Source organism: Streptomyces pseudovenezuelae (assembly GCF_029892565.1).
In the GTDB taxonomy this organism is placed as follows: domain Bacteria; phylum Actinomycetota; class Actinomycetes; order Streptomycetales; family Streptomycetaceae; genus Streptomyces; species Streptomyces pseudovenezuelae_A.
Genome location: NZ_JARXVH010000016.1, coordinates 111,426 through 138,249 on the forward strand (window position 1 = coordinate 111,426; position 26,824 = coordinate 138,249).

At 71.9% G+C, this 26,824-nt stretch carries 25 protein-coding genes; 18 read left to right on the forward strand and 7 right to left on the reverse strand.

What is annotated here, in order from left to right:
- Positions 1-11 precede the first annotated feature (11 nt).
- From M2283_RS38455 to M2283_RS38465, 3 genes are all read right to left on the reverse strand, one after another.
- Positions 12-1,280 carry an aminotransferase class I/II-fold pyridoxal phosphate-dependent enzyme gene (locus tag M2283_RS38455; protein WP_280881153.1) on the reverse strand — a complete coding sequence of 423 codons (1,269 nt, stop codon included), beginning with the start codon at positions 1,278-1,280 and terminating at the stop codon, positions 12-14.
- A 132-nt stretch (positions 1,281-1,412) separates the two neighbouring features.
- A complete protein-coding gene (gene cpt / locus M2283_RS38460; protein ID WP_280881154.1) occupies positions 1,413-1,946 on the reverse strand; it encodes a chloramphenicol phosphotransferase CPT in 534 nt (177 codons plus the stop codon).
- A 61-nt stretch (positions 1,947-2,007) separates the two neighbouring features.
- A complete protein-coding gene (locus tag M2283_RS38465; RefSeq protein ID WP_280881155.1) occupies positions 2,008-2,427 on the reverse strand; it encodes a hypothetical protein in 420 nt (139 codons plus the stop codon).
- 165 nt (positions 2,428-2,592) lie between these two features.
- Between M2283_RS38465 and M2283_RS38470 the strand changes: the two genes are divergently transcribed.
- Positions 2,593-3,399: an inositol monophosphatase family protein gene (locus M2283_RS38470; protein WP_280881156.1), complete on the forward strand. Its 807-nt coding sequence runs from the start codon at positions 2,593-2,595 to the stop codon at positions 3,397-3,399.
- Between the two features lie 62 nt (positions 3,400-3,461).
- On the forward strand, positions 3,462-4,088 hold the full coding sequence (locus M2283_RS38475; RefSeq protein WP_280881157.1) for a hypothetical protein: 627 nt from the start codon (positions 3,462-3,464) through the stop codon (positions 4,086-4,088).
- Positions 4,089-4,090: 2 nt separating this feature from the next.
- Here the strand turns inward: M2283_RS38475 and M2283_RS38480 are convergent, their stop codons facing one another.
- The 3 genes from M2283_RS38480 to M2283_RS38490 form a co-directional block, all read right to left on the reverse strand.
- The gene (locus M2283_RS38480; RefSeq protein ID WP_280881158.1) at positions 4,091-5,332 is read right to left on the reverse strand and encodes a PP2C family protein-serine/threonine phosphatase; all 1,242 of its coding nucleotides are present in this window, start codon (positions 5,330-5,332) and stop codon (positions 4,091-4,093) included.
- 116 nt (positions 5,333-5,448) lie between these two features.
- The gene (locus tag M2283_RS38485) at positions 5,449-6,228 is read right to left on the reverse strand and encodes an alpha/beta fold hydrolase (protein ID WP_280881159.1); all 780 of its coding nucleotides are present in this window, start codon (positions 6,226-6,228) and stop codon (positions 5,449-5,451) included.
- 183 nt (positions 6,229-6,411) lie between these two features.
- On the reverse strand, positions 6,412-7,416 hold the full coding sequence (locus tag M2283_RS38490; protein WP_280881160.1) for a LacI family DNA-binding transcriptional regulator: 1,005 nt from the start codon (positions 7,414-7,416) through the stop codon (positions 6,412-6,414).
- A 168-nt stretch (positions 7,417-7,584) separates the two neighbouring features.
- On the opposite strand from M2283_RS38490, the gene M2283_RS38495 reads away from it, so the two are divergent.
- From M2283_RS38495 to solA, 13 genes are all read left to right on the forward strand, one after another.
- Positions 7,585-8,472: an amidohydrolase family protein gene (locus M2283_RS38495; protein WP_280881161.1), complete on the forward strand. Its 888-nt coding sequence runs from the start codon at positions 7,585-7,587 to the stop codon at positions 8,470-8,472.
- Positions 8,469-8,969: a cysteine dioxygenase gene (locus M2283_RS38500; RefSeq protein WP_280881162.1), complete on the forward strand. Its 501-nt coding sequence runs from the start codon at positions 8,469-8,471 to the stop codon at positions 8,967-8,969. Before M2283_RS38495 ends, M2283_RS38500 begins: the two co-directional genes overlap by 4 nt.
- Before the next feature lie 224 nt (positions 8,970-9,193).
- Complete coding sequence (locus M2283_RS38505) at positions 9,194-10,834, forward strand: ABC transporter substrate-binding protein (RefSeq protein ID WP_280881163.1); 1,641 nt, start codon at positions 9,194-9,196, stop codon at positions 10,832-10,834.
- Positions 10,827-11,765, forward strand: a complete 939-nt coding sequence (locus M2283_RS38510; protein ID WP_280881164.1) for an ABC transporter permease — start codon at positions 10,827-10,829, stop codon at positions 11,763-11,765. Before M2283_RS38505 ends, M2283_RS38510 begins: the two co-directional genes overlap by 8 nt.
- Positions 11,762-12,856: an ABC transporter permease gene (locus M2283_RS38515; protein ID WP_280881165.1), complete on the forward strand. Its 1,095-nt coding sequence runs from the start codon at positions 11,762-11,764 to the stop codon at positions 12,854-12,856. Before M2283_RS38510 ends, M2283_RS38515 begins: the two co-directional genes overlap by 4 nt.
- A 5-nt stretch (positions 12,857-12,861) precedes the next feature.
- Positions 12,862-13,551: an alpha/beta hydrolase gene (locus M2283_RS38520; RefSeq protein WP_280881166.1), complete on the forward strand. Its 690-nt coding sequence runs from the start codon at positions 12,862-12,864 to the stop codon at positions 13,549-13,551.
- On the forward strand, positions 13,548-14,582 hold the full coding sequence (locus tag M2283_RS38525; protein WP_280881167.1) for an ABC transporter ATP-binding protein: 1,035 nt from the start codon (positions 13,548-13,550) through the stop codon (positions 14,580-14,582). The genes M2283_RS38520 and M2283_RS38525 overlap by 4 nt, the downstream gene beginning before the upstream one ends.
- Positions 14,579-15,541, forward strand: a complete 963-nt coding sequence (locus M2283_RS38530; RefSeq protein ID WP_280881168.1) for an ABC transporter ATP-binding protein — start codon at positions 14,579-14,581, stop codon at positions 15,539-15,541. The genes M2283_RS38525 and M2283_RS38530 overlap by 4 nt, the downstream gene beginning before the upstream one ends.
- Before the next feature lie 11 nt (positions 15,542-15,552).
- Complete coding sequence (locus M2283_RS38535; protein WP_280881170.1) at positions 15,553-16,317, forward strand: amidohydrolase family protein; 765 nt, start codon at positions 15,553-15,555, stop codon at positions 16,315-16,317.
- Complete coding sequence (locus M2283_RS38540; protein WP_280881171.1) at positions 16,314-16,763, forward strand: cytidine deaminase; 450 nt, start codon at positions 16,314-16,316, stop codon at positions 16,761-16,763. The genes M2283_RS38535 and M2283_RS38540 overlap by 4 nt, the downstream gene beginning before the upstream one ends.
- A gap of 32 nt (positions 16,764-16,795) precedes the next feature.
- The gene (locus tag M2283_RS38545) at positions 16,796-17,644 is read left to right on the forward strand and encodes a creatininase family protein (RefSeq protein WP_280881172.1); all 849 of its coding nucleotides are present in this window, start codon (positions 16,796-16,798) and stop codon (positions 17,642-17,644) included.
- Between the two features lie 65 nt (positions 17,645-17,709).
- Positions 17,710-19,167 carry an aldehyde dehydrogenase family protein gene (locus tag M2283_RS38550; RefSeq protein ID WP_280881173.1) on the forward strand — a complete coding sequence of 486 codons (1,458 nt, stop codon included), beginning with the start codon at positions 17,710-17,712 and terminating at the stop codon, positions 19,165-19,167.
- The gene (gene solA, locus M2283_RS38555) at positions 19,164-21,635 is read left to right on the forward strand and encodes an N-methyl-L-tryptophan oxidase (RefSeq protein WP_280881174.1); all 2,472 of its coding nucleotides are present in this window, start codon (positions 19,164-19,166) and stop codon (positions 21,633-21,635) included. The genes M2283_RS38550 and solA overlap by 4 nt, the downstream gene beginning before the upstream one ends.
- Before the next feature lie 29 nt (positions 21,636-21,664).
- Here solA and M2283_RS38560 read toward each other — a convergent pair whose 3' ends face one another.
- The gene (locus tag M2283_RS38560) at positions 21,665-22,366 is read right to left on the reverse strand and encodes a GntR family transcriptional regulator (protein WP_280881175.1); all 702 of its coding nucleotides are present in this window, start codon (positions 22,364-22,366) and stop codon (positions 21,665-21,667) included.
- 154 nt (positions 22,367-22,520) lie between these two features.
- On the opposite strand from M2283_RS38560, the gene M2283_RS38565 reads away from it, so the two are divergent.
- From M2283_RS38565 to M2283_RS38575, 3 genes are read left to right on the forward strand one after another with little or no spacing between them, the layout of a single operon-like run.
- The gene (locus M2283_RS38565) at positions 22,521-23,174 is read left to right on the forward strand and encodes a cyclase family protein (RefSeq protein WP_280881176.1); all 654 of its coding nucleotides are present in this window, start codon (positions 22,521-22,523) and stop codon (positions 23,172-23,174) included.
- A complete protein-coding gene (locus M2283_RS38570; protein ID WP_280881177.1) occupies positions 23,171-24,865 on the forward strand; it encodes a gamma-glutamyltransferase family protein in 1,695 nt (564 codons plus the stop codon). The genes M2283_RS38565 and M2283_RS38570 overlap by 4 nt, the downstream gene beginning before the upstream one ends.
- Positions 24,862-26,808, forward strand: coding sequence for a primary-amine oxidase (locus M2283_RS38575; protein ID WP_280881178.1), 1,947 nt, complete (start codon positions 24,862-24,864; stop codon positions 26,806-26,808). Before M2283_RS38570 ends, M2283_RS38575 begins: the two co-directional genes overlap by 4 nt.
- Positions 26,809-26,824: the final 16 nt, after the last annotated feature.

A 26,824-nucleotide genomic window follows, 5' to 3' on the forward strand; every position in this document is an offset into this window, starting at 1 on the left:
CCGGTCCCGCCTCAGCCGGCCAGCTTCTCGTAGCCGGCCAGCCGCACGCACACCGTCACGGCGTGCGCGATCTGCTCGACGTCGTCCGCGGTCGGATAGGTCGGCGCGATCCGGATCACGCTGTCCTGCGGGTCCTCGCGATAGGGGTGGGTGGCTCCCGCCGGCGTCAGGGCGATGCCGGCCTCGCTCGCCAGCCGCACGATCTCCCGCGCGCAGCCGTCCAGGACGTTGAGCGTGATGAAGTAACCGCCCTTGGGCCGCGTCCAGTCGGCGAGGCCGGTGCCGTCGAGCTGCTCGGTGAAGACGCGGTCCACGGTGTCGAACTTCGGCCGCAGGATCTCGCGGTGCCGCAGCATGTGGCGGCGCACTCCGTCGGCGTCCTTCAGGAACAGCACGTGCCGGAGCTGGTTGACCTTGTCGGGTCCGATGGACCGCTTTGCGCTGTACCGGCGCAGCCAGTCGACGTTGGCCTGCGAGGAGCCGAAGAAGGCGACCCCGGCACCGCCGAACGTGACCTTCGAGGTGGAGCCGAAGACGAACGCGCGATCCGGGTGACCAGCTTCCGCGCACGCCGTGAGGATGTCGGCGACCTCGGTCTCCTCGTCGGTGAGGTGGTGCACCGCGTAGGCGTTGTCCCAGAAGACGCGGAAGTCGTCGGCGGCCGTGGGCATGGCGGCGAGGCGGCGGGCCGTGTCGTCGCTGTAGGTGGTGCCGGAGGGGTTGCTGTACTTGGGCACGCACCAGATGCCCTTGATCCGCGGATCGGTGCGGACGAGGTCCTCCACCACCGCCATGTCGGGACCCGTCTCCGTGAGCGGTACGGGGATCATGTCGATGCCGAACCGCTCGCACAGGTCGAAGTGGCGGTCGTATCCGGGCACGGGACACAGGAAGGCGATACGGCCCTCGTCGACCCAACGCCCTTGCGCGCCCGGCAGGGTGGTGCCCAGCAGGGCGTGGACGACGCAGTCGTGCATGAGTTCCAGGCTCGAGTTGCCGACGGCGAGCAGCTGGTCGGTGGGCACGTCGAGCAGGGGGCTGAAGATCTCCCGCAGTTCGCGCAGGCCCAGTGGGGCACCGTAGTTGCGGCAGTCGGTGCCGTCGGCGGCCGTGTACCTGTCGCCGGGGAGGGACAACAGGTCGGCGGCGAGGTCGAGTTGCGCGGGCGAGGGCTTGCCCCGGCTCAGGTCCAGGGACAGCTTGCGGTCGCGGAGGTCGGCGTAGTCACGGCGTGCCTGTTGGAGGGCGGCGCGGGTGGCGGGGTCTGCGGTCGTCGGCATGGTGCTCTTTCCGGAGGGCGAGCGGAGTTCTGGCCGGCCTGTGGGGTCGGCCTTCGGTGAACCTAACAAGTGGTGGCCGCCCGGCTCACCGGATTTGCGCCAGGACGCACGGGGTTGACGACGCCCCGCCGCTCACTTGACGCAGGCAGCGATGATCCGCGCGCACTCCAGGGACTCGGTGCGCGAGGTGTCCACCTCCAGGTCGTAGCCCACGCCCTGGTGGACCAGTTCCGCCTGCGACACGGCCATCCCCCGTACCCGGTCCCCGCGGGCGATCTCGCGGCCCGCGGCGACCTCGGCGTCGCACCGGACACCGACCCACAGCACGTCCAGCCCCTCGAAGGCCCTGCGCCACTCCTGCTGGGACGCGGCCCCGCCGAGGAAGACGTCGTCCACGACGATCCGGGCGTCCGCGCGGACCATCGCGGCGACGCCCTCCCGCCAGGCCGCCTGCAGGTTCCGGAACTCCGGGCCCACGCTCACCCCGCCGTCCGCGGCGAACTCGATGCCCGCGTCCGAGGCCGTCAGGGAGGCGGGCATCGCGTCGACCAGCACGTCGACGCCGACGGCCAGCCACGGGTCGGACAGCACGGCCTGCAGGCACCGTACGATCCCGGACTTGCCGGAGCTGGAACCGCCGTTCAACACGATCACCCGAGTTGTCATCGCGCCACAGTAGGGCGGTACGCGCGATGACCGTGCGGGATTTATTCGCCGGTGGGCCGTCCTACAGGCCGACGCCGCGCTGCCGGCGTCGGCCGCGGGCGACCTGGGTGGTCGAGAGTGCGAGGACAACTCCCACGGCGAGCGCCCCGGTCGCCAGGGCCCGGGAGGGGCGGCCGGCAAAGAGCGATCCGGCGCTGAGCCGGGAGCCCACGGAAGCGAACGACAGCACCGAACCGGCCGACAGCGCGGACCCGATGGACAGCACGCTGGTGGCGGACCCGAGCGACAGCAGGGAGGCGGCGGAACCGATCGACAACGCGGAGGCGGCCGAGCCGATCGACAGCACCGAGGAGGCGGAGCCGATGGACATGAACGAGTCCACCGAGCCGATGGACAGCACCGAGTTCTTCGAACAGAGGGAGAGCCGGGAGCCGGAACCGGGGCGGCCGCAGGATGTCTGGGATCGAACGGATCGCGTCATGGAGAGATCCTCTCAGTGCGGCGCGCGCTTGGCCCTGGTTGTTGACCCATCGTTCCGGTCATGTATGCCGTGGAGACGACGGACATGGGGCGTGGCACGTGTCCTATGTCCCTGGCCTCACCGGCCGAGACAGCCGCGACGACGTGATCAAGGTGGTGGAGAGCTGTGACCGGGCATGACCTGGACGGCGCCCTGCGGGTGGCCGTGGAGTTGGCCGAGTGGGCGTCGGAGACGATCCGCGGCGGGAAGGGCGGTGCCGGTGGCCCGGTCCGGCAGAAGGCGAGCCCGGCGGACATCGTGACGGACACGGACGAGGCCGTGGAGACGCACGTCCGGTCGGTGCTGCGGCGGGAGTACCCCGAGTGGGGCATCGACGGCGAGGAGTACGGCGCCCAGGAGGGGGCGTCCGGCGCGCCGCACTGGGTGATCGACCCCGTGGACGGAACGACGAACTACGCCCACGGAATCGGCTGGTGCTCCTTCTCGCTGGGCCTGGCGGAGCAGGACGGCTCGCCGTTGCTGGGCGTGGTGGCGGACCCCTGGCGGCGCGAGGTCTTCACGGCGGTCCGGGGCGGCGGCGCCCACCTCAACGGCGTCCCGATCCACGCGGCGGGCCATACGACGCTGACCGGCCATGTCTTCATGACGGAGTGGGCGGCACACGCGCACTGGGCCGGCCTGGACACCCTCCTGGCCCAGCTCTCGGCCCGCCACTGCACGGCCCGCGTGATGGGCTCGACCGCTCTGTCCCTCGCCCAGGTCGCGGCGGGCCGGGCGACGGCCGCCGCGATCGGCGAGTTCCACCCGGTGGACGGCCTGCCCGCCCTCCTCATCGCGACCGAGGCGGGCGCGGTGGCGATTCCCCAACTTCCGGCGTACGACGAGCCGTTGCTGTTGGTCGCGCCGGGAGCGGCCGAGGAGGCCCTGGAGTTGTGGCGCACGACGGTCGGCCGGAAGGGCGCCGCTTCGTAGCGTGGGGCCTCTCGCCGCCCTCGCCTCATGACCGGAACCTCTCGCGTGGTCATACTGTGCGCATGCGTCTCGGGGTGGTCGTCGCGGTCCTCTATTGCGTTCAGTTCAGCGAGGAGTTGAGCGACGACGAGGTCCAGCGGATCGCGCACATGATCCTGGAGCGGCCCTTCTACGACCTCACCATCGAGGAGCAGTACGACGACATCGCGGAAGCCGTCGCCGCCGCGACCTGGGAGGACGATCTGTCCTGGCAGCCGCATGACGAGCCGACGGTCCGGGACTTCCTGCGGCGGCTGTTGGTGCGCCTGGACGCGCTGCGGCCATGGCAGGAACCGCCGTTCCGCAGCCTGGGATTCGATCGCTGGGCGGAGTTCAAGTCGGGCGCGCTGCTGGCCCGGATACGTCTGTCCGCCCCCTCGCAGGATCGGCTGCACGCACGTCTGCGCACCGTGCCGGGGGACGCGGAGGGGCTGCGGGCAGCGGTGCTGCGGCTGCGGTCCGGGGACGAAGTCGCCCTGGTGGCACCACCGTTGCCGGACGGATACGAAGCGGAGCTCAGGGTGGCGCCGCCCCACCGGGCCGCGGCGGAGGTGATCGAGGCGTTCCTCACCCATACGGGATACGAGCGCGAGCGTGTGTCTCCGGTGGCGCGGCGACAGCGGTGGGGATGGGGGCGGCGCGGCCCCTGACGTCAGCTCGGACGGGGGTGCAGGCGGGCCGTGATGACGGCGACGTCGTCGTCCGCCTGCTGGGCGTCGAGGTGCGTGAGGATCTCGTCGAGGACGGCGTTCACGTCCTGGTCGGGGCGCAGGCGCAGGTGGGCGAGGCGCGAGAGGGAGGCGTCGATGTCCTCTCCGCGGCGCTCGACGAGTCCGTCGGTGAACATCACCAGGGTGTCGTCGGGGGCGAGGGCGAGGGTCGTGGTCTCGTAGTCGGCCAGTCCCGTGCCGAGCGGTGGGCCGACGGGCAGGGTGATGAGTTCGCCGGTGCCGTCGCGGTGGAAGACGGCGGGCGGCAGATGGCCCGCGGTGGCGAAGGCGGCCGTACCGCGCGCGGGGTCCACCAGGGCGAGCAGACAGGTCGCCGGTCGGCGGTTGCCGTCCTTGGACATGGCCGTGTCCATCTGGCGCAGGATGCGGTGCGGAGGCAGGTCGGTGGAGGCGACGTAGCGCAGCATCGAGCGGTAGGCGTTCATGTCGACCGCCGCGTCCAGGCCGTGCCCCATGACGTCGCCGATCACCAGGAGCGTACGGCCGTAGTGCAGGCGTACGGTCTCGAACCAGTCCCCGCCGACCACGGCGTTGCTGCCGGTCGGCAGGTAGCGGGTGGCCATGTCCAGGTTGGGGTGGGGGCGGCTGGGCTCGGCGAGCAGGACCTCCTGGAGGTTGAACGCCGTGTCCCGCAGGCGGCGGTGCTCCGCCGCGTGGTGCAGGTGGGCGGCGGTCAGGCGGGCCGTGTAGTGGATCGCGGCGGCCTCGTCGTCGTCGAAGGGCGGGCCGGTACGGACCGCGAGGAGTGCGCCGTAGACCCGTTCCCAGGCCAGGAGCGGGACGGACAGCGCGGCCACGGGTTCCTGGTCGTCGGGGGTGAAGGAGGCCGTGATGGGGCGGCCCGCGTCCAGCGCCCGGACCAGGATGTCGCCGCGCGGCACGTGCTGGAGGTTGTCCAGGAGGGCGCGGCGGCCCGCGGACGCGACGGCCCGCAGCGTGCCACGGTCGGCCCGCCGGTCCTCCTCCCACGTCGGCTTGTCCGCGAACGGTTCCGTGAACTCGTCCGGGAAGAGGTCCACGGCCGCGGCGTCGCACAGTTCCCCGACGAGGAAACCTGCGCACTCCGACGCCGTCCTGCGCTCGTCGAGCGTCGTTCCGATCATGCCGACGGCCCGCTGCGCGAGGGCGAACCTATCCGCCGCGCCCGCTGCGGGCCCGGCCATCCGGTCACCGTCCAACGCCATCCCCTTCCGCCGTGACCATCCCAACACCAGTACGGCCGATCGAGCGGTAATGACCCGTCCGTGGTGCGGTGGGCGTGGCCGCGCGGTCGGGCGACTCAGACTCGGTCGGCGAGGAACGCGTCGAGGGTGGCCGTCAGCTCCGCGGGCTTCTCCACCGGCAGTTCGTGGCCGGCGTCGATGATGCGGACGAGCGCGTCCGGGATGCCCCTGGCCATCCGGAGCATCTGGTTCAGCGGCAGTTGGATGTCGTGGTAGCCGTGCACGATGAGGGTCGGCGCCTGTATCGCACCGAGGCGGTCGAGGACGTCGAAGGCGCGCATGGCGCCGTACAACGTCATCACCACCTCCTTCGGGGTCGCCTCGGAAGCCGCTGTGTACGTGCGGATCTCCTCGCGCGGGAAGCCCGGGGCGAAGGCCCGCTGAATGTTCGCGGCGACGAACACCTTGAACGGCAGGAGCGTCGACACACCCATCAGCAGGCCTCGGGCCCAGCTGTACGTCATGCGGCTGATCGAGTCCACCAGCACCAGGCGTTCGACCCGGTCGGGGTGGTCGAGGGTGATGCTCTGGGCGATCATGCCGCCCATGGAGTGGCCGATCAGGACGCGCCGGTCGATCTCCAGGTGGTCGAGGAGGGCGAGCACGTCCTTCGCGAGCTCCTCCACGGTCCGCACTCCCGCACCCGTGCTCTCACCGTGTCCGCGCAAGTCCAGCCGTACGACCCGCCGCTGCCCGGCGAAGTACTCGAACTGGTGGTCCCAGCGATGCCGGTTGGCCGTCCAGCCGTGCACGAACACCAGGGGCACGCCGTCGCCCTCGCGGGGCCCCTCGTCGTCGTACGTCAGGGCTGCGCCGTCGACTTCGAGCTGCGGCATGCGTGTCTCCTGGATGCGGTGCGATGCGGTGGGGTCACTGGCGGTGCGGAGCAGCGGTGTCACTCGCGGCTCGACAAGAGATCAGCCGCAGAATCCGATACGCGCGCAATCCAACCGTGTCTGCCTGTGGGCGACTCCACCGGGGGGCACTGGATCCGCGGTGGACGAGCCCATCCCGGGGCCCTACACCCGCACCGCCGACCCCCGCTCGCTCATCCGCGGCGCGCACAGGATCCGCTTCCGCCGCACCCTTCTCCCCTCGATCGCCGCGACGGTCAGCCGGGCGGCCTCCGCGGCGATGCCGGCCTGGCCCCAGCCGACGGTGGTCAGCGGCGGGGTGAGCACCCGGGACACCGGGTGGTCGTCGAAGCCGACCACGGAGACGTCCCGCCCGACCTCCAGCGAGACCTCGGCCGCGGCCGCGTAGACCCCGTAGGCCAGGGAGTCGGAGAAGCAGAAGACGGCGGTCGCGGGCCGCGGCCCCTCCAGCACCCGGCGTGCCACCGCCGTCGCCTCGCCCAACTCCTGTGGGCAGGGGACGAGTTCGGTGCGCAGGCCCAGTCGCCCGGCCGCCTCGGACACGTACACGTCGGCGGGCCGGTCCGGGGTGCTGGGGCGGGTCGGGGTCAGTACGGTGACCCGGCGGTGTCCCAGTCCGTACAGGTACTCCAGGACGGCGTCGATGCCGGCGCGGTTGTCGAAGATGACCTGTCCGGCCGTGCGGGCCTTCTGCAGGGAGTCGCCCACGGCCACGATGGGAAGGGCTTCGGCGAGCGCGGCCCATTCCTCGGCCGAGGGGTCGACCGGCGACACGAGCAGCGCGTCCACCCGCTGGTCGCGCAGTTGCTTGGCGAGCGCCAGCTCACGGTGCGGGTCGCCGCCGGCGTCGACGGTCAGCGCGTAGCGGTCGCAGGCCAGCAGCTCCCGGCCGATGGCGGCCATCAGCTGCTGCTGCCACAGATCGCTGAGGTCGCCCGCGAGCACGCCGACCATGCTGGTGCGGCCGCTGGCCAGGGCGCGGGCGATGGGGTCGGCCTCGTAGCCGAGTTCGGCGGCAGCCCTGCGGACCCGCTCCTCCGTCTCCTTGGAGACCTGTTTGCCGCGCAGGGCATAGGAGACGGCGGCGGTGGAGAGACCGGTGGCCTCGGCCACCTCCCGGAGGGTGGTGCGCTTAGCGGGCCTGGCCATGTGCGGAAGCCTACCGGGGCCGCTCCGCCGGGTCCCGCCGCCGCGCCCGCGCGCCTACCCGTGCCCTTGACACACACTCTTGTTAATCGCTTAACTTAACCGCATCAGTGAAGCGCTTAACTACCTATCGACCGAGCCCGCTCACGCCGCGCTCACAAGGACCGCCCCGTGCCCACCGACGTCCACCAGCACTTCTGGCCACCCGAGTTCACCGCACTGCTGCGCGCCCGCACGACACCGCCGTACCTCGACGGCTGGACCCTGCACCTGGCGGGCGAGCCGCCGTACGAGGTCGACCCGGCCGACCACGACCTCGCGGCCCGCAGCCGCCTGGCCGTCGACGACGGCCTCGACCTGGCCCTGGTGTCGCTGTCCGGCCCGCTCGGCATCGAGTACCTGCCGCCCGCCGAGGCCGAGCCCCTGCTCACGGCGTTCCACGACGGCGTACTCGCGCTTCCGCCGCCCTTCGGCGCCTGGGCCTCGGTCTGCCTCTCCGCGCCGGAACCGCAAGCGGTCGAGCGCGAACTCCGCCGCGGCTGCGTGGGACTCCAACTCCCGGCCACGGCACTGCTGGACGAGGCCGGCTGGCAGCGCCGCGCACCCCTCCTGGACGTCCTCGCCCGCCACGACAAGCCCCTCTTCGTGCACCCCGGAGTCGCCCCGCCGGCGCCCGGCGCTCCCCCGTGGTGGGCCGCGCTCGTCCCCTATCTCCAGCAGATGCACGCGTCCTGGTTCGCCTTCCGCGCCTTCGGCCGCGCACGTCACCCGCGCCTGCGCGTCTGCTTCACCGCGCTCGCGGGTCTCGCGCCGCTGCACGGCGAGCGCCTCGCGGCCCGTGGGGGCGGGCGCGGTGAGGTGGACTTCGACGCGTTCTACGAGACCTCCTCGTACGGCACGCGCGCGGTGGACGCGCTCGTGCGGGCCGTCGGCATCGACGTGCTCGTCGCCGGCAGCGACCGCCCCTACGCCACCCCCGCAGACCTCGGTGCGGACGCCGCCGCCCACGCCGTGCGCACCGTCAACCCCGCCCGCCTGCTGAAGGGAGCCACCCGATGACGTACGACGCACTGCCCGACCGCACGCTCGACAAGCGCGAACTCCAGGCACTCGTGGACGAACTCACCGCGCGGCCCGACCTGTGGCGCGAGCAGGTCGCGTTCTCCGACGAACAGCGGCACTACGCCTCGCTGTACCGCGACGAGTACGTCGACGTCTGGCTGCTGTGCTGGACCCGGCAGAACGACACCGGCTGGCACGACCACGACATCTCGTCCGGCGCCGTCGGCGTCGTCCAGGGCGCGCTCAACGAGTCCAACCCGCGCATCGGCGGCACCCATCTGTCCGTCACCGTCCCCGCGGGCCAGTCCTTCTGCTTCGGCCCGGAGCACATCCACCGCCTCACCGGGGCGACCGACGACGCGGTCTCCATCCACGCGTACTCGCCGCCGCTGTGGCGCCTTGGCCAGTACGACATCACCGAGGACGGGCTGATGCGCCGCATCTCCGTCTCGTACGCGGACGAACTGCGGCCGCTGGACGCGCCGGCCGCCTGAACCGGCGGGCGCATGACCGGGCGGGTGGCCTGATCAGGCCACCCGCACCGGTGTTTTCGCGGGGCGTTTCCCCTCCCCGTGAGCCGCCTACTCCCCCGCCGTCCCGTTCACACGGCTTTAACTCACGGGATACGAGAGGGAATCCGGGACCACTGAGCATGATTTTGGATCCAATCCAGCGCAGATTAAATCCACTTTCAGGTTCGGTGCCCGAGGAGGCTCCCATGCCCGACCAATCACCTGGATCGCCCTCGCAGGCGGTATCGCGCCGGACGATGCTCCGGGGGGCGAGCCTGCTCGGGGTGGGCGTGGGGTTCGGGCTGCCGGCCCTGCTCAGCGCCTGCGGTGCCGCGGCCGACGACGCGCAGGGCAGCGGCAAGGGCGGCACGCTCACGCTGGCCATCGACGCCACCAGTGCCGTCAACGACCCGGCTTTCTATACGTCGTTGGGTGACTGGATGGCCGTCGACTGCATCTGTCGCGGTCTGACGTTCATCTCCTTCGAGACCAACGAGCCGACTCCCGACCTGGCGAAGAGCTGGACACTGTCGGACGACCGGCTGACGTACACCTTCACCCTGCGCGAGGGCGTGAAGTTCCACGACGGGACCACCCTGACCTCGGCCGACGTACTGGCCAGCCTGGGGCGGCAGTTCGACCCCGAGGACAAGACGCTGCCCAAGGGCGCCACCCGGCCACTGGCGAGCCTGGGAGCCAACGTCGACTCGCTCACCGCGCCCGACGACCTGACCGTGAAGATGGTCCTGAAGAAGCCCGACCGGACCGTGCTCGGCAAGCTGTCCGACATCGGCGGGCGGGTCATCTCCAAGGCCGCGCTGGACAAGTACGGCGCCGACATCGGCAAGCACCTCATCGGAACCGGGCCGTTCGTCTTCTCCGCCGCCACCTCCGGGCAGTCCATCACGCTCAAGGCCTTCGACGACTTCCGCCTGGGCAAGCCGCCCATCGACCGGCTGGTGCTGCGCCAGGTCCAGGACCCGTCCACGATCGTCAGCTCACTGCTCAGCGGCGACGTCTCCGCGACCCAGTTCGCGCCGTACTCCGCCGTCTCGCAGCTGCGCAAGGACAACTCGGTCAAGGTGTACGACACCCCGCAGAACGCCGACGCGATCATGATGATCGACGCCCGGCGCATCCCCGAGCTCAAGGTGCGCAAGGCCATCAACCTCGCCATCAACCGCAAGGCCATCCTCCAGCAGGCCTTCTACGGCGTCGGCGCGGAACCCAAGGGCTACGCCATCCCGCCCGCCCAGGCCGGCTACGACACCGCGCTCGCCGACCTCAGCACCCAGGACACCGCACAGGCCAAGAAACTCGTCGCCGCGGCGGGGGCCACGGGCCGCACGATCCGGCTCATGGCGGCCAGCGACTCCTGGCACCCCAAGGCGGCTCAGATCATCGCCCAGAACCTCACCGACGTCGGCTTCAAGGTCGCCACCACCTCGGTCGACCCGGCCACCTACTTCAGCCGGCTGCTCGACAAGGACGACGACTACCACGACCTGATGATCTGGGAACGCAACACCTATGTGCCCGACCCCGACGACATGGTCGGCGCCATGGCCAGCCCCACCAGCATCTACGGCTCCAAGCTCTCCGGCATGGACACCCTCGCCGGCGTGACCTCCCTCGCCGAGGACCTGTACGAGGCCAAGAACCTCACCGACACCAAGAAGCGCACGGCCGCCTATACGAGGATCCAGCGCACCTGGGCCGAGGAGTACATGGTGCTGTCGATGCTGGCCTGCTTCAGCAACCTGGTCGTCAGCGGTTCCGGCGTGAAGGGCATGAACACCGACGCGCTGGCCAACCACCGCTGTTACATGGAGAAAGCCAGTGTCTGACACCCGGGCCGCGGTGGACGCCGTCGCGGCGGGTGGTGCGGCGCCCCTCGTGGGGGCGCCGCCGGTCCCGCCGGCACGTGCAGCCGGCCGGAGCGTGGTCCGGGCGCTGCGCGGGCGGAGACTGGCCCGGTCCTTGCCCGCGGTGCTGTCCTGGCTGCTGCTGACCGGCCTGGTCCTCGTCGCGCTCGTCGGCCCGCTGCTCGTATCGGCCGATCCGCTGCGGCAGACGTCTTCCGCGCTGCTGTCGCCCGGTGCGGCGGGGCATCCGCTGGGGACCGACGACCTGGGCCGCGACGAGTTGGCCCGGCTGGTGCATGGTGCGAGGCCGCTGCTGCTGGTGTCGTTCGCGGCAACCGCGTTGGCCGCCGGGGTCGGCACGCTGATCGGGCTGGTGGCCGGGTATGTGGGCGGCATCGTCGAGCAGGTGCTGATGCGGCTGGTCGATCTGGCGCTGGCCTTCCCCTCGATCCTGCTCGTGATCCTGCTGGTGGCGGCGGCCGGGCCGGGCACGGTCAGTCTGGTCTTCGGCATCGGGATCTCGCTCGCGCCGGGACTCGCCCGGCTGGCCCGTGCGCTCACCGCCCGAGAGGCCGCCCGCGACTACGTCGTCGCCGCCCGGATCGGCGGCACCGGCGTCCCGCGCATCCTCGTCCGCGAACTGCTGCCGAACATCGGCGGTCCGCTGCTCGCCCAGGTCGTCATGACGCTGTCCATCGCGGCCGGGTTCGCGGCCGGACTGTCCTATCTGGGGCTGGGCATCCAGCCGCCGACGCCGGACTGGGGCTACATGGTGCAGGCGGGCCAGGAGTTCCTCTTCTCGGCGCCCCGGCTGGTGGTCCTGCCCGCCATGTTCACCCTGCTGTTCGTCGTCGCGTGCAACTTCGTCGGCGACGACCTGCGCGACGCGCTCGACCCTCGGGGCACGGCATGAGCGCCGGGACGAGCACGGTCGTACGCCCTCGTCTGCCCCGGCCGGCGCGGCCGAGGTGGCTGTCGGGCCCGGTCTGGGTGTTCCTGCGCCGGCTCGCCGTGATCCCCGTCGTGCTGTTCGCGCTCGCCTCCCTCGTCTTCCTCGCCATCCGCCTGCTGCCCGGCTCCCCTGCGACCTCGCTCGCGGCGGGCGGAAACTCCACCTCCGCCCAGCAGTTCGACGTCAACGAGGAGCGCGTCACCAAGGCGCTCGGCCTCGACCAGCCGCTGCTCACGCAGTACGGACACTTCCTCGACGACCTGGTGCATCTGCGCCTCGGTACCTCCTTCTACGGCTCCAACAGCGTGCTCGGCCTACTCGGCGACGCCCTCCCCGCCACCGTCGAACTCACCCTCGCGGCCATGACCGTCGCCGTGCTGATCGGCGTCCTGAGCGGGGTGATCGCCGCGCTGCGCAAGGGGAGTTGGGTCGACACCTCGACGCGGGCCGTGGCCACGGTCAGCTTCTCGCTGCCGTGGTTCGCACTGGGCGTGCTGGGCATCGTGGTGTTCGGCGTGTGGCTGCGCTGGCTGCCCGTGCTGGGCCGGCTGCCCAGCTCCCTCGACTACACCCCGACGACCAACTTCGTTCTGCTGGACGCGATCCTCCAGGACCGGCCCGAGCTGGTGTGGCCGTGGATCCAGCATCTGATCCTGCCCGCCGTGACGCTCGCGCTGTCGATGGCCGGCTTCATCACCCGGATCGTCCGCGCCTCCGTGCTGGAGGTCCTCGGCGACGACTTCGTGCGCACCGCCCGGATGAAGGGTCTGTCGGAGGGTGCGGTGGTCCGCCGGCACGTCCTGCGCAACGCGTGGCTGCCGATCGTCACCGTGCTGGGCCTGCAGTTCGGCTCGCTGCTGGGCGGTTCGGTCATCACCGAGACGGTCTTCTCCTATCCCGGTGTCGGCCGGCTGCTCGTGCAGGGCGTGCTGCAGCGCGACTACCCGGTGGTGCAGGGCGCCGCGCTCGCCATCGCCCTGCTGTTCACGCTCGTCAACCACGCGGTGGACCTGCTCTACACGGTCCTCGATCCGCGGATACGGAAAGGATGATCGGCATGGACATCGTGCTGGTCCACGGTGCGGGCGGACGACCCACGACCTGGTCGGCGGTTCAGCCGCTGCTGGCCGCCCGCGGCCATCGGCTGTTCACGGTCACCAATCCGATGACCTCCCTCGCGGACGACGTCGCCAACACCGCGGCCGTGCTGGACGAGACCGAGGGGCCGGTGCTGCTGGTCGGGCACTCCTACGGCGGCGCGGTGATCACGAACGTGGGGCGCGATCCGCGGGTCGAAGGGCTGGTCTACATCGCCGCGTTCGGGCCCGACGAGGGCGAGACGGTCAACCGGATCGTGGAGCGGTACGAGCCCGCCGAGATCTCCAAGTACATGCGGCGCGGCCCGAACGGCGACTGGAAGTCGGAGACCGGTCCGGAGTTCTGGGCGGAGATCGGTCCGGATCTGTCCGCCGAGCAGCGGGAGATCGTCGAGGCGGAGGGGCGCCGGGCCGAGAACCTGATCTTCACCGAGGCCACCGGTGTGCCGGCCTGGCGGACGCTGCCGAGTTGGTACCTGGTCGCCGATGACGACCGGACGCTGCGTCCGGAGATCCAGAACGACATGGCGACGCGGATGAAGGCGACCGTGGAGCATGTTCCGGGCAGTCACTACACCACGCTGGTCTGGCCGGAGCGGGTCGCCGATCTGATCCACACGGCCGCGCTGGCAGTCGGCGGCGCCGCATGACGTCACTGGTGGAGAGCCGGCCGACGCAGGCCGAGGCCGAGGCGGTGCTCGAAGTCCGTGATCTGCGGGTGCACTTCGATGTGCCCACGGGCCGGCTGCCCGCGGTGGACGGCGTCGATCTGACGCTCCGCAAGGGCGAGATCCTCGCGCTGGTGGGTGAGTCCGGGTCGGGCAAGTCCGCCCTGTCGATGAGCCTGGTCGGTCTCAACCGCGGCCCGCGTACCCATGTCAGCGGCTCGGTCTCCTTCCGGGGACGCGAGTTGGTCGGCGCGTCCGAGCGGGAGCTGCGCACAGTGCGCGGCAAGGAGGTCGCGGTCGTCTTCCAGGACGCGCTCGCCGCCCTCAACCCGCTGCACCGGGCGGGCACGCAGGTCGCCGAGACGATCCGGGCGCACGCCGACGTACCGCGCGCCACGGCTGCGAGCCGGGCCGTCGAACTGCTAGGCGAGGTGGGTATCGCGGGCCCGGAACGGGCGTCCCGCGCCTATCCGCATCAACTCTCCGGCGGGATGCGGCAACGCGTGATGATCGCGATGGGACTGGCCAACGACCCGGCCGTGCTGATCGCCGACGAGCCGACCACCGCACTCGACGTCACCATCCAGGCCCAGGTGCTGGCGCTGCTGAAGCGGGTCCAGCGAGACCACGGCACGTCCGTGCTGCTGATTACCCACGACCTCGGGGTGGTCGCCGAGGTCGCCGACCGGGTGGCGGTCATGTACGCGGGCCGGATCGTGGAGCAGGGGACGCGGGACGAGGTGCTGTTCCGCCCTCAACACCCTTACACGATGGGGTTGTTGGGCTCCGTACCGCCACTGGAGGGGCCAGTACCCGAGCGGCTACCGGCGATCGCGGGCAGCCCCCCGAGCGGGATCGAGCGGCCGAACGGCTGCGGCTTCTCGCCGCGCTGCGCGTTCGCCCATGACGCGTGCGGTGAGCGCCCGGAGTTGCGGCGGCGGCACGGTGGCGCCGGGCATCTCGATGCGTGCGTGCTGCCCGAGGCGATCCGCGCGGTGAGGAGTGCCGGATGAGCGAGATGCTGCTGAGCGCGCGCGGGCTGCGGGTGGAGTATCCCTCGCGAGCGGGTGGCCGGGTGCGGGCGCTGCGGGACGTCGATCTCGACATCGCGCGGGGCGAGACGCTCGGTCTGGTGGGCGAGTCGGGGTGCGGCAAGTCGACGCTGGGGCGGGCGCTGTTGCGGGTGGTGGAGCCCTCGGCGGGACGGATCGAGTTCCTCGGCGCCGACCTGACGCGGCTGCGCGGGCGACGGCTGCGCCGGACCCGGGCGGAGCTCCAGATGGTGTTCCAGGACCCGTTCGGTTCGCTCAACCCCCGGCGTCGGATCGCCGACATCGTCGCCGAGCCGCTGCTGCGTTCGCGGGGCGCCTCGCGTGCGGAGGCGGACCGGGCGGTGAGCGAGCTGCTCGACCTGGTCGGTCTCGGGGCCGAGGCCGGCGACCGCAAGCCGCACGAGTTCTCCGGCGGCCAGCGCCAACGCATCGGCATCGCACGGGCGTTGGCCTCCTCACCACAGTTCGTGGTGGCGGACGAGGCCGTGTCGGCGCTGGACGTGTCCATCCAGGCACAGGTGCTCAACCTGCTGTCGGACCTGGTGCGCGACCGGGGTCTGACGATGCTGTTCATCTCCCACGACCTCGGGGTGGTGCGGAACATCGCCGACCGGGTCGCCGTGATGTACCTGGGCCAGATCATCGAGGTCGCCTCGCGCGACGACTTCTTCGCCGGTCCCGCACACCCCTACAGCCAGGCCCTGCTGTCCAGCGTGCCGGTACTGCGCCCGGGCCCGGCTCGCGAACAGCAGCCGCTGGAGGGCGAGTTGCCCGACCCGGCGGATCCGCCGGAGGGCTGTCTGTTCCGTACCCGCTGCCCGTTCGCCACCGACGACTGCCGTGCCCGCCGCCCCGAGCTGCGCGAGATCGCGCCCGGGCGCAGCGTGCGCTGCCATCTGCCCCTGCTGCCCAGCGAGTGAGGACCCGTGCCTTGATCATCGACGCCTACAACACCACGCAGGACGTCCGCGGTCGCTCGGACTACCTCACCGGCGCCCGCAAGGGCGAGGCCCCACCGCCGTACAAGCCCTTCGAACCGCGGCGCATCCTCGACCGGATGGACGCGGCCGGGGTGGACATGGCGATGGTGTGCTCACTGGCCCAGCGCATCGAGAACGACTTCATCGCCACGCTGGTCGCCGCCTATCCCGAACGGTTCTTCGGCTTCGGGCAGGTGCTGCCGCAGGCCGACGACGCGATCGAGGAGATCGACCGGATCGCCGACGCGGGCCTGGTCGGGCTGAAGCTGCATCCGAGCCTGCACGGCTACCACGTGGCCGATCACGGGCTGCTGGACCCGGTGTTCGAGGCCTGTGCGCGACGGGGACTGTTGGTGCTGGTCAACGCGCTCGACGACGCGTTCTGCGCGCCGCTGGCCATCGAGGAGATCGCCCGGGACCACCCCGACGTGCCGACGGTCATCGCGCACATGGGCGCGGTGTGGAACGTGCCGGAGGCGATCATCGTGGCCGAACGACGCCCGCACATCTACCTGGAGACCTCGGCGACGCTGATGAGCGACGTCAAGCGGGCGTACGCGCGGCTCGGCCCGGGGCAGATCCTGATGGGCAGCGAGTGGCCCGGCTCGGACTTCGACCTGGAGCGCATGAAGATCGCGAAGGCGGTCGAGGACGAGAAGGACCGGGCGTTGATCGAGGGCGGCAACATGGCCCGGCTGCTGGGGCTGACGGCATGACGACCGCACCCGTGTCCGCCCCGCCGGAGATGAGCACCGCCGACGCCGAACTCCTGTCCGTGGCGCAGGCGTTGCTCGACCGGGTCTGGCGACCCGACCGCCACGAGGTCGCGACCGCGCTGCGCACCGCCGACGGCCGGATCCACACCGGCGTCCATGTGGAGGGCTCCTGCCGGCGCAGTTCGATCTGCGCGGAGGGGGTCGCCCTGGGGACCGCGCGGGGCGCGCTCCCGACCGGGGCGCCGCTGGAGGTGACGTCGGTGGTGTCCGTGCAGATCAAGCCGGCCGGACGGTTCCGGATCATCGCCCCGTGCGGGGTGTGCCGCGAGCTGATCAGCGACTACTGCCCCGACGCGACCGTGTGGATCACGACCGTCGAGGACGACCGGCCCGTGCCGGTGCGTGCGCTGGACCTGCTGCCGGAGAAGAGCCGACGCAAGTGGTGACGAGTCCCGAGCCCGAAAAAGTGAGGAGTGACATGTCGTCCGTCATCACCGGTCCGACCGGCCTGACCATCCCCACCGCCCTGGACGTCCCCGAACTCGCCGCACAGCTCGGCGGAACCGGAACGCCGCGCCCCTGGGAGGACCTGACCTGGCAGGAGGCCGAGACCACGGTCGCCGGCCAGGACGCCGTCATCATCCCGGTGGGCGCCACCGAACAGCACGGCCCCCATCTGCCGCTCGCGGTGGACACCCGGATCTGCGAGGCCGTCGCCCTGGGCGTCTCCGCGCTGACCGGCGTCCCGGTCCTGCCGCCCCTGAGCTTCGGCGTGTCCGCATCGCACGGAGACTTCGCCGGCACGGTGGCACTGCGCCCGGAGACGTTGATCGCCGTCGTGGAGGACGTGATCGACTCCCTCTACGCCTGTGGGGTACGGCAGTTCGTCCTGCTCAACGGGCACATCTGGAACAACGGCGCGCTGGACGTGTCGGCCGAGAAGCTGAGGGTGCGTCATCGGGACGCCCGGGTAAGGGCGTTGGGGTACGTGACGATGTACCCGGGGCCCGAGGTCGACGGGCACGTCACGTACGGCCGTGCGCTGATGCACGCCAACCACTTCGAGACCTCGGTGATGTTGCACCTCGCTCCCGAGCTGGTGCGGATGGACCGGGCCACCTCGCATGTCGACGTCGACTCCTTCTGGGACTACCGGATGGACCAGGTCAGTGAGACCGGCGTGTGGGGCAGGGACGTGACCGAGGCCGATGCCAAGCACGGCCAGGCGGAGTTCGACCGCTGCGTCCTCACCACGGCCCGCGCGGTCTCCACCGCGGTCCGCGAGCCCTGGCCCAGCGCGATCCACCGCCCCGGCACGCCGACCTGACACCGAGGCCACTGCTCCGGCTCACCGACCCCACGCCAAAGCCGACGCCCGACAAGGAGTACACCTTGGACCCCAGCACCACCCTCCCCCGCCTGCCCGAGCACGAGCCCATGCTCATCGGCGGCGACTGGACCAAGGGGACCTCGACGCAGCGGATCCCGGTGCTCGACCCCGCCACCGGGGACCTCCTCACCACCGTCACCCAGGCCGGCGACGGCGACGTAGACGCCGCCGTGGCCGCTGCCTCCGCCGCGCACCGCGACGGGCGCTGGCGGTCGCTGCCGCCCCGGCGGCGACGCGATGTGCTGCTGCGCCTCGCGGATCTGGTGGAGCGAGACGCCGAGGAGCTGGCCGTCCTGGAGACCCTGGACAACGGCAAGGCGATCGAACGGGCCCGCGGTGACGTGGACTTGGGGCTGCAGGCGATACGGCACTTCGCGGGCACTCCCACCCGGCTGACGGGCACCGTGCACGCCGCCGGTCCCGACCGGCACGTCTACAGCGTGCGCGAGCCGGTCGGCGTCGTCGCGGCCGTACTGCCGTGGAACTTCCCGTTCATGATCGCCGCCTGGAAACTCGCCCCGGCCCTCGCGGCGGGCTGCACGGTCGTGGTCAAGCCCGCCGAGCAGACCCCGCTCACCGCACTGCGGCTGGCCGCGCTGTGCCTGGAAGCGGGCGTGCCGGAGGGTGTCGTCAACGTGCTGACCGGTGATGGGCGTACCGGGGCGGAGCTGGTGGGGCATCCGGGCGTCGCGAAGGTCTCGTTCACCGGGTCCACCGACGTCGGACGCATGATCATGGCCGCCGCCGCGCCGTCGATCAAGCGGCTCACCCTCGAACTGGGCGGCAAGTCGGCCAACATCGTCTTCGACGACGCGGATCTCGACGCCGCCGTACCGATGGCGGTGCGCGCGGTGTTCGGGCACTCCGGGCAGATGTGCACCGCCGGGAGCCGGCTGCTGGTGCAGCGCTCGGTCCTCAAGGAGTTCCTGGACCGTCTGGTGCCGGCCGTGGAGACCCTGCGGATCGGTCCCGGTCTCAGCGGCGGGATCAACATCGGGCCGCTCGTCTCCCAGGAGCAGTTCGACCGCGTGACCGGCTACGTCGAACTCGGCCGCGCCGAGGGGGCGCAGGTGGCGGTGGGCGGCCAACCCCTGCCCGGACCCGGCTGGTTCGTGCCGCCGACGGTGTTCACGGAGGTCACCCCCGACATGCGGATCGCCCGAGAGGAGATCTTCGGACCCGTCGCCGCCGTGCTGCCCTTCGACACCGAGGAGGAGGCGATCGCGCTGGCCAACGACAGCGACTACGGGCTCGCGGCGGGGGTGTGGACCACCGGCCTGAGCCGCGCGCACCGCACGGCGTCCGCGCTGGCTGCGGGCACCGTGTGGGTCAACACCTACAACGAGTTCGACCCCGCCGTGGCCTTCGGCGGCATCAAGCAGTCCGGGCTGGGCAGGGACCTCGGAGACGCGGCCGTCGACGGGTTCACCGAGCTCAAGAGCGTCACGATCGCGCTGTGAGCGCCTCCGTGACGACCGGGACGGCCGCCTCCCACCCGGACCCGGCCTCCCCGACCGCCGCCACCCCCTCGTTCGACGTGGCCGCCCAGCGCGCCCGCACCCCGGGCTGCGCCACCGGCCACCACTTCAACGCCGCCGGCGCCGCCCTCCTCGCCAACGACACCGTCGAGGCGGTCATCGACCATCTGCGCGCCGAGAGTCTCCAAGGGGGCTACGAGGCCGCCAAGTCGGCCGCCGACGACCTGGCCGCCGTCTACGCCGGTACGGCCCGGCTGCTCGGCGTGGCCGCGGACGAGGTCGCCCTCGTCGAGAGCGCCACCGCGGGCTGGCAGCGCGTGGTGGCGGCGCTGCGGCTGCGGCCCGGTGACCGCGTGCTGGCCGCCCGCTCCAGCTATGTCAGCAGCGCCCTGCACCTGCTGTCCGCCGAGCGCGACAGCGGGGTCCGCGTCGAGGTGCTGCCCAGCGGGCCCGACGGCGCCACCGACCTCGACGCCCTGGAAGGGGCGCTACGGGCAGGACCGGCCGCGCTGGTGACCGCGGCGCATGTGCCGACCTCCTCCGGCCTGGTCGAACCGGCGGCCGAGATCGGCGCGTTGGCCCGCGCCCACGGGGTGCCCTTCCTGCTCGACGCCACTCAGTCACTGGGCCAGTTGCCCGTCGACATGGCCGCCATCGGCTGCGATCTGCTCATCGGCACCGGCCGCAAATTCCTCCGCGCCCCGCGTGGCACCGGCCTGCTGGCCGTACGCCGCCCCCTCCTGGAACGACTCGCCCCGCAGGCCCCCGACGTACGCGGCGCCCGCTGGACGGCGGAGCGGACCTGGGAACTGGCCCCGGACGCCCGCCGGTTCGAACTGTGGGAGGCCGCACACGCGCTGCGCCTGGGGCTGGGCTCGGCCCTGGCCGACCTGCACGCACTCGACCCGCACTCCGTCTTCCGGTACCTGGCCGAGCTGGCCTCGGCCCTGCGCGTACGTCTCGCCGCACTGCCGGGCGTACGGGTCACCGATCCCCCGGCGTCCGGCGGCGCGATCGTCACCTTCGTGGTCGACGGCCTCGACGGCGGTGAGGTGCAACGCCAACTCGCCTTGAGGCGGGTGCACTTGGTCGCCGTACCGGCCGATCACGGGCGGTGGGACATGGATCCGCGCGGGTTGGAGAAGGTGGTACGGGCGTCGGTCCACGTCTATACCGACGAGCGGGATCTCGACGCGCTGGTCGAGGGCGTGGCGGAGATCGCGGCCGGGGCACCTCGGGCGAGCGCGAGCGGCAAGGCCTCAGCTCGGGAGGCGGAGTCTCCGGGCACCCGTAAATCTCTCGCCCCATCGGCATCGGCATCGGCATCCGGAACACGGCCGGACCCCACCCCCCGCCACGACGCGATCGTCGTCGGCCTCGGAGTGCACGGCAGCGCGGCGCTCCGCCGGCTGGCCGAACGCGGCCTCGACGTGCTGGGGTTGGAGCAGTTCGCGGTCGGACACGCACTCGGCTCCTCGCACGGCGCAACCCGCATGATCCGCCGGGCGTATCCGCACCCGGACTGGGACGGTCTGGTGGACACCGCCTACCGCGCCTGGGCGGAGCTGGAGGACTCGGCGAAGACTCAACTCGTCGATGTCACCGGCGGGTTGTACGCGGCGCCGGACGGCCGGCCCGACCCGTTGCGGGGCCCCGGCTGCCGACAGGTGGGTCCCGAGGAGGCGGCCGGAATCTTCCCCGGCCTGCGGCTGCCCGAGGGATTCAGCGCCGTACACGACCCCCGGGCCGGGATCATCGACGCCCGCGAGACCCTGCGGGCGCAGCTCAGACTCGCCGAACGGGCCGGGGCGCGGATCATGGACCGCACGCCGGTCACCGACTGGAAGCCGGACGGCGACGGGGTCGTCGTGCACACCGCCGACGGCGAGGCGCGTGCCCGGCGCCTGGTGCTGTGCGTCGGGCCGTGGATGCCGTACCAAGTCCCGTCACTCGCAGCGCATCTGACGACCACTCGGATCGTGAACGCCTACTTCGCCGCCGATCCGGGTGGGCCGCTGGGACGCGCGGGACTGGGCAGTTTCTCGGTCGATCTGCCGGAAGGGCTGCTGTACGGCTTCCCGGCCACGGACGGCCGGGGGCTGAAGGCGGGGCTGGACTCCGGTCCGGACTGGGACCCCGAGTCTGCCCGGCCTGCGGCGACCGAGGACGAACTCCGTTTGCTGGCAAGGGCGGTGGCGCGGGTGCTGCCCGGTGCGGGTCCGGTGACCGAGAGCCTGACGTGCCTGTACACGATGACCGCCGACCGGCGTTTCCTCGTCGGCGAGGTGCCCGGTGTGCCTCAGGCCCTGATGGCCTCGGCGTGTTCGGGGCACGGCTTCAAGTTCGGTCCGGCGATCGGCGCCGCCCTGGCCGACCTGGTGTGCGGACTCCCCCGCCCGGACCTGGCCTTCCTGTCGCCGGCGCGGCTGGTACCCGGCGGTGCCCGGTGAGGGCCGCCGCCGCGCGGGACGAGGCCGGCTCAGCCGTGGAAGACGATCTGCGAGCGCCGCTCGTACCAGGCCGTCAGATGCTCACCGGAACTGATGACGTGCTCGCGCATCGCCTCCTGCGCCCGGTCGGCGTCCCGGGCGGTCAACGCGGCGACCACGGCGTCGTGTTGGCGGACATTCAGCTGTCGGTGGCGTTCGTCGCCGGCGAGGGCCATCGAGGAGACATTGCGCGGGAAGCTCTCGTTGATCCGGTCGATCATCCGGCGCAGCCAGGGGTTGTCGGCCGCCTCGCACACGACGGTGTGGAAGCAGTCGTTGGCCTGCGTGGTGGCGAGCGGGCCGCTCGACGCGCCGGTGGCCGTGCCCTCCAGCGCCGCGTGCAACACGTCGTTGTGGCGGCGCAGTTCGGCGAGTTGGCGCTCGGTGATGCGGGAGGCGGCGCGCCGGGCGGCCAGTCCCTCCAGCTCGGCGCGCACCTCGTAGGCCTGCCGCACCTCCCAAGGGGTGGGCACCCGGACCACCGCACCGCGATGCGGCTGCATCTCGATCAGTCCACCGTGCTGCAACTGGCGCAGCGCCTCACGCACCGGCGTACGGCTCACCCCGAACTCGGCCGCCAGCGCCGCCTGGCGCAGCGGTTTCCCGATCGGGAGCTCACCGCTCATGATCTGCGCACGGATACGGGCCGCGATGTCGTCGACGAGGGCGCCTTCGTCTGTCTGGGGCGTCATCGGAGTGGGTCTCACCCTTCTCGGGGGCTGACGGGGGCCGCGCGGAGGTGGAGCAGTCTGCCACGTCGGAGACAGCGCGCTCGGCCCATTGATATTGGATCCATTCCAAGAGTAACCGCATCCAATACCAGCTTTGATCGATCTGGGAGCTTTGATGAATCTTGACGTGAGCAAGGCGATCGACGTCTCCGTCCCCATACACCCCGGCATGCTGCACTGGGGCCGCCGCCCCGAGGTCGAGGTCGTCGAGTCGCGTACCGCGGGCGACCCCTCCAACGTCAGCCGCTGGCGGATCGGCGCGCACACGGGCACGCACATCGACGCCCCGGCCCACTTCGTGGACGGCGGCAAGACGGTCGACCGGCTCGACCTGACCGCCCTCAACGGCACCGCCCGGGTGCTCGACCTCACCCACGTCAAGGAGCAGATCACGGCCGCCGACCTCGACGCAGCGGGGCTCGGCACCGAGGAGCGGGTGCTGCTGCGCACCAGCAACTCCGCGGGCGTGCTGCGCAGTCCGTGGAAGGCGCGGGAGTGGGTCGGGCTGGCCCCGGACGGCGCCGAACGGCTCATCGAGGCCGGTGTGCGCACCGCCGGCATCGACTACCTGAGCATCGAGGCCGTCGCCTACACCACGCACTGGGAGACCCACCAACTCCTTTGCTCCGCCGACGTGTTGATCCTCGAAGTGGTCGACCTGCTGCACACCCCGGCGGGCGTGTACGACATGCTCTCGCTGCCGATTCCCTTGCAGGGAGCCGAGGCCGCGCCCTCACGCACGCTGCTCCTGCCCCGGGACGAGACGTGACGGGCGATCCAACGGGCGGTCTGACCGGCGGTCCCGAGCTGATCGTGGCCGCGCCGCATCCGGCCGCGCTGGACGCCGCCCGGCAGGCGGCCCGGCGCGGCGGAAACGCCGTCGACGCCGCCCTCGCCGCGGCTGCCGCGCTGACGGTGGTGTACCCCCACCAGTGCTCCCTCGGCGGTGACCTGATCGCCCTCGTGCACGCGCCGGGCGGCACTGTGCGGGCGGTGCTTTCGGTGGGGGCCGCCGCGCTCGCCGTCGACGTCGAGGCCTTGCGCGCGGCCGACTCCCGCATGCCCGCCCAGGGCCCGCAGACGGTGACCGTGCCCGGAGTGGTCGCGGGCTGGACGGCACTCGCGGAGGCGTACGGCACTCCGGGCGCACTGTCCGCCACCCTGCGGGACGCCGCCGCGCTCGCCGAGGAGGGCGCCACCGTCTCGGCCGGGCTGGCCCGCGCCGTCCGCGAGCGTGCCGCGCAGATCGCGGCCGACCCCGGCCTGTCCGCGCTGCTGACCGGGGCCGACGGCCGCCCGCTGGGCGAGGGCGCCCCGCTTCCGCAGCCAAGGCTGGCCGAGGTACTGCGGCAGCTAGCCGACGATCCGGCGTCCTTCTACCGGGGAGCGATCGCCGACGCCCTCGCGGCCGGTCTGCGCCGCCTCGGCAGCCCGCTCACCACCACCGACCTCGCGGCCCACCAGACCGGACTCGCCGAGCCGTTGACGCTGGAACTCGCGGGCACCCGCTGGTGGACCGCTCCCCCGCCCAGCCAGGGCGTGATCCTCCCGGCGCTGCTCAAGACTGCCGTCGCCCGGTCGGAACCGGAGCGCACCTGGCTGCTGGCCGCCCGCTGCCAGGAGGCCGGGGCGGCTCGGGACCGACTCCTCGGCGACCCACGCGGCGCGCACATCGACGTGGAGGGACTCCTCGATCCGGCGCCCCTGGCGGGCGCACTGCCTCCGAAGCCGCCGTTCCGACCCTCCGGCGACACCGTCGCGATCACCGCCGTGGACTCCTCGGGGCTGGCCGTGTCCCTCATCCAGAGCGTCTACCAGACCTTCGGTTCCGGTCTGTGCGATCCGGGCACCGGCATCGTCCTGCACAACCGGGGATCGGCGTTCAGCCTCACGCCCGGCCATCCCGGCGTGCTCCGACCGGGCGCACGCCCGCCGCACACGCTCTGCCCCGTGATCGGCGCCTCCGCCGATCTGCTGCTGGCGGCCGGCTGTCAGGGCGGGCGGGCCCAGCCGCAGATCCTCGCCCAGACGCTGCCGCTTCTCGTCGACCCGGCGGCGGATCCCGTGGCCGTGCTCGACCGTCCGCGCTGGGTGATCGGCGCGCGCGACATCGGTCAGGAGGAGCAGACCCTGTTGGCCGAGCCGGGATCGGTCCCGGCCGCAACACTCGCGCCACTCAAGGGAGTTCCGGTCGTCGTGACCGCCGGCCCCTCCGACCTGGCCGGTCACACCCAGGTCGTCCGACTGACCCGCGACGGGCGACTCGACGGCGCCTCCGACCCGCGCGCCGACGGCGGAGTCGTACGCCATCTCCCGGACAGGACTGGGCAGTTGCCGACGGCTACGGGTGACCGTCCGGGCACCCCCGTGGACCCCGCGTCCATCCCCCGCCACGACCGCGCCGACTCCGCCTCGACATCTGCCACCACCCGCACCACCCCGGAAGGGAAGCACGCATGAGCACGCTCGCCCCCGAGCCCGTACCCACCGCCGCACCGCACCCGCTCGATCCGCTGACGGTCGACGAACTCGCCGTCGTCGTAAGGGTGTTGCGCTCCGATTCCCGGGTCACCGAGGACGCCCGGTTCTGGGGTGTGGCCCTCGACGAGCATCACGCGCGCGTGGCCGGCCCGCAGGACACGCGGCGGGCGCGGGCCGTGGTGCTCTGCCCCTCCGTGCGCCGCGCCTACGAGGTGGACGTCGAACTCGGTGAGAAGCCGCAGTCCACGGCCTGGCGGGGGTTGGACGTGCGCAGTCCGGGCTGCTCGTCGGAGGAGGCACGGCAGGCCGCCGCCGTGTGCCGGGCGGACCCGCGCTTCCGTGAGGCGCTGGCGCTGCGGGGCATCCACGACGTGTCCCTTGTGATGGTGGACCCGGAGTCGATCGGCGGTTTCGAGCCGCCCGAGTACGCGGGCCGCCGCCTGACCTGGGGCAGCGTCTGGCACCGCACGTCCGAGGACGACAACGGCTATGCCCGGCCGGTGCAGGGTGTGGTGCCGCTCATCGACATGGAGTCGATGGAGGTTCTGTATGTCGAGGACCACGGGGTCGTTCCCCTGTCGGAGGAGTCCGGTGTGTTCGCCGCGGGGACGGTGCCCGAGCGGGCGGGGCTCAGGCCGCTGGAGGTGGTCCAGCCGGACGGGCCGAGTTTCGCGGTCACCGGTCGGCGCATCGACTGGCAGGGCTGGTCGCTGCGGGTCGGCTTCAGCCACCGCGAGGGCCTGGTGCTGCACGACCTGACCTTCGACGCGGCCGGGAAGGGCCCCCGGCAGGTGATTCGACGTGCGGCGGTCAACGAGATGTACGTGCCGTACTTCGACACCGCCTCCACCCAGTACCGCAAGAACTTCTTCGACTGGGGCGAGTACGGGGCCGGACCGCTCACCAACTCCCTTGCGCTGGGCTGCGACTGCCTCGGCGTCATCCAGTACTTCGACGCCGCGGTCCTCGGCGGCGACGGCGTGCCCCGTCTCATCCCCAACGCGATCTGCCTGCACGAGGAGGACGACGGCATCCTCTGGAAGCACCACGACGGCCGCACCGGCCGCACCGAGGTGCGTCGCTCCCGGCGCCTGATCATCTCCGCGTTCGCCACTGTCGCCAACTACGACTACGGCTTCTACTGGTCGCTGTACCAGGACGGTTCGGTGATGCTGGAGATCAAGATGACCGGCATCCTGTCCGCGACGGGTGTCGCGGAGGACGAGGAGACACCGTACGCACGGCGCGTCGCGCCCAACGTGGCGGTCACCAACCACCAACACCACTTCGCCGTACGGCTGGACATGGCGGTGGACGGTCCGAGCAACCGCCTCGTCGAGGTCACCGCCGAGCACGAACCCGACCCGGCGCTCGACCCGTACGGCAACGCCGCCCGGACCGTGCTGCGACCGATCCGCACAGAGTCCGAGGGCGCCCGGCGCACCGACCCTTCCCGCGCCCTGCACTGGCGGGTGGAGAACACCGAGGCTCGCAACCGCATGGGCGAACCCACCGCCTACCGGCTGCACGTGGAGAACACGGCCGTGCTGCCGGTACGCGAGGACAGCGTCTGCGCCCGCCGCGCGCCCTTCGTGGGACGGCAGTTGTGGGCAACTGCCTACGATTCTGCCCGCCGATTCGTGGCCGGCGAGTACCCCAACCAGGCGGAACCCGGCGCCGACGGCGTGCACAAGTGGCAGGAGGAGAACCGGTCGCTGGACGGCACGGATCTCGTCCTGTGGGCCACCGTCGGCTCGCACCACTTCCCGCGCCCCGAGGAGTGGCCGGTGATGCCGGTGGCCAAGGCACGGCTGCGGCTGGAACCGGACGGCTTCTTCGATCGCAACCCTGCCCTGGACGTGCCCGCCCCCGTCTCCTGCCACACGCCGAGCCCCACGGCACCGGACCACTGCTGCGGCTGACCGCGCCTCCCCTCCC